The sequence below is a fragment of the Sphingomonas sp. Leaf25 genome (assembly GCF_001421635.1).
Classification (GTDB): Bacteria; Pseudomonadota; Alphaproteobacteria; order Sphingomonadales; family Sphingomonadaceae; genus Sphingomonas.
The window spans coordinates 566,876-572,459 of sequence record NZ_LMKU01000033.1 but is presented as its reverse complement, the minus strand read 5'-3'; the positions used below and the strand labels follow the sequence as shown (position 1 = coordinate 572,459).

Annotated in this window: 5 protein-coding genes; 3 read left to right on the top strand and 2 right to left on the bottom strand. The window is 69.8% G+C overall.

The genetic code is table 11. The features are described from left to right. Positions 1–155: 155 nt before the first annotated feature. Together ASE78_RS17565 and hisC are read right to left on the bottom strand one after the other, a co-directional pair. On the bottom strand, positions 156–1,064 hold the full coding sequence (locus ASE78_RS17565) for a prephenate/arogenate dehydrogenase family protein (RefSeq protein ID WP_056498912.1): 909 nt from the start codon (positions 1,062–1,064) through the stop codon (positions 156–158). After that, positions 1,064–2,158, bottom strand: coding sequence for a histidinol-phosphate transaminase (hisC, locus tag ASE78_RS17560; RefSeq protein WP_056498911.1), 1,095 nt, complete (start codon positions 2,156–2,158; stop codon positions 1,064–1,066). Before hisC ends, ASE78_RS17565 begins: the two co-directional genes overlap by 1 nt. Before the next feature lie 136 nt (positions 2,159–2,294). Here hisC and ASE78_RS17555 point away from each other — a divergent pair, with 136 nt between their 5' ends. From ASE78_RS17555 to metW, 3 genes are all read left to right on the top strand, one after another. After that, complete coding sequence (locus ASE78_RS17555) at positions 2,295–3,866, top strand: flavin monoamine oxidase family protein (RefSeq protein ID WP_056498908.1); 1,572 nt, start codon at positions 2,295–2,297, stop codon at positions 3,864–3,866. Between the two features lie 32 nt (positions 3,867–3,898). Continuing rightward, complete coding sequence (gene metX / locus ASE78_RS17550) at positions 3,899–5,023, top strand: homoserine O-acetyltransferase MetX (RefSeq protein WP_056498905.1); 1,125 nt, start codon at positions 3,899–3,901, stop codon at positions 5,021–5,023. Further along, positions 5,020–5,584: methionine biosynthesis protein MetW (gene metW / locus ASE78_RS17545; RefSeq protein ID WP_056499326.1), on the top strand; the 565-nt coding region annotated here is incomplete at its 3' end. The genes metX and metW, both read left to right, overlap by 4 nt.

The window sequence follows — 5,584 nt, the reverse complement described above, 5'->3', positions numbered from 1 at the left end:
GGGGGGGGTGGGGGGGGGGTAGTCGGGTTGTGGAGCGCGTATTCCCCCTCGGGCCGACCCACCCCCGGCCCCTCCCTTGTCAGGGAGGGGAGGTGCATAAACCGCCGTCTGGCTGAATGTCGATCGGTCCTGCACCCTCCCGCTGCAACCGCCCCCTACCCGTGCCGCCGTCCGAAGTCCTCGCGGGCGTCGTCCTGCCCCTGTTCGACGATCGAGCGGCGGATGGTGCGGGTGCGGCTGAACAGGTCGAACAGTTCGTCGCCCTTGTCCCAGCGGATCGCGCGTTGCAGCGCCGACAGGTCCTCGGAGAAGCGCTGGAGCATGGTCAGCACCGCGTCCTTGTTGGCGAGGAACACGTCGCGCCACATCGTCGGGTCGGACGCGGCGATGCGGGTGAAGTCGCGGAAACCGCCCGCCGAATATTTGATAACCTCGCTCTGCGTCACCGCCTCCAGATCGCTGGCGGTGCCGACGATGGTATAGGCGATCAGGTGCGGCAGGTGGCTGGTGATCGCCAGCACCAGATCATGGTGCTGCGCGTCCATCATTTCGATGTCCGCCCCGATCCTGCGCCAGAATTCGGCGACGCGCTCGACCGCGAGGGGGTCGGCGTCGGCCGCGGGCGTGAGAATGCACCAGCGCCCCTTGAACAGCGTGGCGAAGCCCGCCTCCGGTCCGCTGCGTTCGGTCCCCGCCACCGGATGCGCGGGGACGATCGCGACGCCGGGCAGGGCCTGCGCCAGCGCGGCGGCGATGCCCGCCTTGCTCGACCCGACGTCGCTGACGACGACGCCGGGGGGCAGGTCGGGCGCGATCTCGGCGGCGACCGGGCCGATCGCGCCGACCGGCACGCACAGGATCACCAGATCGGCATCGATCACCGCCGCGCCGGCATGGTCGCTCACATCGTCGAGCAGCCCCAGCGCGCGCACCGTCTCGCGCGCTTCCGCCGAGGCGTCATGGCCGGTGAGGCGCACGCCCGGCATGTCGGCGCGGACCGCGCGGGCGATCGACGATCCGATCAGCCCCAGCCCGAGGATCGCGACCCGCGCGAACGGCAGCATCAGCCGCCAACGATCTCGCGAAGCGCGGCGGCGACGCCGCGTACCTCCGCTTCGGTGCCGATCGAGATGCGCAGGCCATTGGCGAGGCCCTGTCCGGGCAGCCAACGAGTGATGAAGCCCTTGTCCATCAACCCCTGATAGGCGTCGCCCGCGCTGACCGGTCCATCGAACAGCACCAGCACGAAATTGGCCTTTGATGGCACGGCGCGCAGGCCCGCGTTGCCCAGCGCGGCGATCTCACCTTCGAACCATGTCCGCCACTGGCGGTTGTGCGCGCGGCTGGCCTCGACGAAGCTGGTGTCGCGCACCGCCGCGATCGCCGCCTGCTGTCCGGCGGTCGTCACGTTGAACGGCGCGCGGATGCGGTGCATCGCATCGATCGCCTCCGCCGAGCCATAGCCCCAGCCGATCCGCTCGGCGGCCAGACCGTGGATCTTGGAAAAGGTCCGCGTGACCAGCACGTTCGCCTGCGTCCGGGCGAGGTCGAGGCCGTGGTCGTCCTCGTGATCCTCGAGATATTCGGCATAGGCCTGATCGAGCACCAGCAGGATGTCGGGGCGCAGGGCGGCGTGCAGCCGCGCGATCTCCGCGCGGGGGGAATAGGTGCCGGTGGGATTGTTCGGATTGGCGACGAACACCACGCGCGTCCGGTCGGTCACGCACGCGAGGATCGCATCGACGTCGGTCGCGTGGTCCTTGTCCGGTGCCACCACCGGGGTCGCGCCGACGCGGCGCGTCGCGATCTCATAGACCGCGAAGCCATAGCGCACGAAGATCACCTCGTCGCCGTGGCCGGCATAGGCCCCGGCGGCCAGATGCAGCACCTCGTCCGACCCGGTGCCATAGATGATCCGCGCCGGGTCCAGCCCATGCGCCTGCGCGATCGCCGCACGCAGATCGGCGGCACCGGGATCGGGATAGCGCTCGAGGCTGCGGTCGGCCTGCGCGAAGGCGGCGCGGGCGTGCGGCGAGGTGCCGAGCGGGTTCTCGTTCGACGAGAGTTTCGCCACCTGCCGCCCGTCGTCGGTCTTCGACCGGCCGGGGACATAGGGGGCGATGTCGAGGATCCATGGCTTGGGAGCGGGAGCGTTCATGGCCCCGCCCCCTGCGCCAAGCAGGGCCTGAACGCAAGATCGAGGGATCGGGACCGCTACACCAAGAACACCAAGACCCGTTAACCATCGCCTGCTATGGCCGCTGCAACGCGGGACAAGCGGAACAGGGGCGGCAATGCGGGCGGGCGACACGATCTGGCGGGCGATGCAGGCGGCACGGCGGGCCAACCTGATCGAACAAGGTGCGCCCGCGCCTGTCGCGGCGAGTTGGAGCGCCACCCGGCGCGCGTTGTTGCAAGGGCTGGCGGCGACCGGGCTGGCCGGCATGGCCGTGCCGCTGGCCGCCCGGCAGACCGCGCCCGGCCGCGTCGCGATTCTGGGCGGTGGCCTCGCCGGGCTGACCGCGCTGCACCATCTGCGCGCCGCCGGGGTCGATGCGTGGCTGTACGAGGCGAAGGCGCGGCTGGGCGGGCGGATCCATACCCGTCGCCTGCCCGACGGCGTCGCGTTCGAGCGCGGCGGACAGTTGGTCAATACCGACCATGCCGACATGCACGCGCTCGCCCGCCGCTTCGGCATCGCGCTGATCGACCGCAAGGACACCGCCCATCGCACGATCATCGTCGAGAATGGCGAGAGCGTGTCCGACGCCCGGCTGGCGCGCGCGCTGCGCCCGATCGCGCGGCGGATCGACCTCGACGCCAAGGCGCTGTCGGACGATTTCGAGGGCACCGCGCGCCGGCTCGACCGGCTGTCGATGGCCGCCTATTTCGACCTTCACGCCGCACTGCTGCCCGACCCGTGGGTCCGCCGCCTGCTCGAACAGACCGCGCGCACCGAATATGGTGCCGAGCCCGATCGGGTTTCGGCGATCGGGCTGCTGTTCAACCTGCCCGTCGTCGACGGCGACCGGGTGGAGGTGCTGGGCGGCAGCGACGAACGCTATGTCCTGTCGGGCGGCAGTTCGACGCTGGTCGAGGCGCTGGCCGCGCTCCACGCCGACCGCATCGCCACCGCGCGCGAGGCGATCCGGGTCGAGGCGAATGGCCGGGGCGCGGGCATCGTGTTCCGCGACCTGTCACGCATCGCCTGCGATCATGTCGTGCTGGCGCTTCCCGCCAACGTCGCCCGCCGGATCGAGATCGCCGCCCCCCTGCCCGCGCCATGGCGGCAGTTCCTCGGTTCGATGGAACTGGGCCGCAACGAAAAGCTGCAATGGGCGATGGCGAGCACGCCATGGCGCGCGGAGATCGGCGAGGGTGGCGAACTGTGGTCGGCCGATCCCGCCGCCGCCGCCGCGCAAGGGTGGGACGCGACGGTGCGCGGCGGACCCGAACGCCCGGTGTGGAACTGGTTCTTCGGCGGCGATCAGGCGGCGGGCTTCACCGCCCATGGCGCGCCGCCCGCACCGGGGCAGCTCGACGCGCTGTTCGCCCCCGCGCTGGTGGCGTTGAACGCGCACCGCAGCGCCGACTGGAGCTTCGATCGCACCGGATGGAGCGCCGATCCACTGATCGGCGGGGCCTATGTCAATTATCCGCCGGGGATGCTGACCCGTTTCGCGAAACTGTTGTGGCTGGAGGAAGCCGACGGCCGCGCGACTCAGGTGGCGCGCGCCGGGCGGATCGTGTTCGCGGGCGAGCATCTATCCGATGCCTATCCCGGCTATATGAACGGCGCGGCGCAGACCGGGCGGCTTGCCGCCGCCAGCCTGCTCGGACGGCGGATCGCACCCGACGCGGCTTGAACCGGCCGGCTCGGACCGGTAGCGGCAAGCCCATGGATTCCCGCTTCGGTCCCGATCGCCGCGTCACGCTCGACACCCCCCTCGCGCTCGATGGCGGAGCGATGCTCGACCGGATCGACATCGCCTATGAAACCTATGGCACGCTGAACCCCGCGCGCGACAATGCGGTGCTGATCTGCCACGCGCTGACCGGCGACCATCATGTCGCCTCGGCGCACCCGCGCACCGGCAAGCCCGGCTGGTGGTCGCGAATGATTGGGCCGGGCAAGCCGATCGATCTGGATAAACAGTTCGTCATCTGCTCGAACGTGCTGGGCAGTTGCATGGGATCGTCGGGTCCCGCCAGCATCGATCCCGCGACCGGCCGCCCCTATGCGATGCGCTTTCCGGTGCTGACCATCCGCGACATGGTGCGTGCGCAGGGGATGCTGCTCGACCATCTCGGCATCGAACGCCTCCGCGCGGTGGTCGGCGGGTCGATGGGCGGCATGCAGGCGCTGTCATGGGGCGCGACGCTGCCCGACCGGGTCGAGGCGGTGGTGGTGATCGCCTCGACCGCGCGGCATTCGGCGCAGAACATCGCGTTCCACGAGGTCGGGCGGCAGGCGATCATGGCCGATCCCAACTGGGCCGGCGGCGAATATTACGACGGCGCGGCCCCGTCGGCCGGCCTGTCGGTCGCGCGGATGGCGGCGCACATCACCTATCTGTCCGAAGCGGGCCTGACCGCCAAGTTCGGCCGCAAGTTGCAGGCGCGCGCCGACGGACAGGCGGGGTCCAAGACGTTCGGCTTCGATGCCGATTTCCAGGTCGAAAGCTATCTGCGGCATCAGGGCCTTGCCTTCACCGACCGGTTCGATGCCAATTCCTATCTCTACATCACCCGCGCGCTCGATTATTTCGATCTGGCCGAGGAACATGGCGGCATTCTCGCCAACGCCTTTCGCGCGACGAAAGCGCGGTTCTGCATCGTCAGCTACGATACCGACTGGCTTTATCCGACGGCGGAGTCGCGCAGCATCGTCCATGCGCTCAACGCCGCCGGCGCGCCCGCCAGCTTCGTCGAGCTGTCGTCGCCGTTCGGCCATGATGCGTTCCTGCTCGAATCGCCCGATCTCGACCGGGTGATGCGCGGCTTTCTGGAGGCGCGGGCATGACGCTTCGCCCCGATCTGGCGATTATCGCGGCCCATGTCGCGCCGGGATCGCGCGTGCTCGACGTCGGCTGCGGCGACGGGCAGTTGATGGCGGCGCTGCGCGACACGCGCGGCGTCGATGCGCGCGGGCTGGAGATCGACGCGCGCAACGTCGCCGATGCGATGGCCAAGGGGCTGTCGGTGATGCAGGGCGACGCCGACAGCGACCTCGCCGACTATCCCGACGCCAGCTTCGACTATGCGATCCTCAGCCAGACGCTCCAGACCGCGATGCGCCCGCATGTCGTGCTCGACCATCTGCTGCGCATCGGTGGGCAGGCGTTCGTGTCCTTCCCCAATTTCGCGCACTGGCGGGTACGCGCCTCGCTGTTGTGGGGCGGGCGGATGCCGGTGACGAAGCTGTTGCCGCTCGAATGGTATGACACGCCCAACATCCATCATGTGACGATCGACGACTTCCGCGCCTTCGTCGGCAAGCGCGGCATCACCGTGGTCGACGCTTGGTTCCTGTCGGGCGGCAAGCGCACCACGGCGGCGGCGGCGAACTTCCGCGCCGAACATG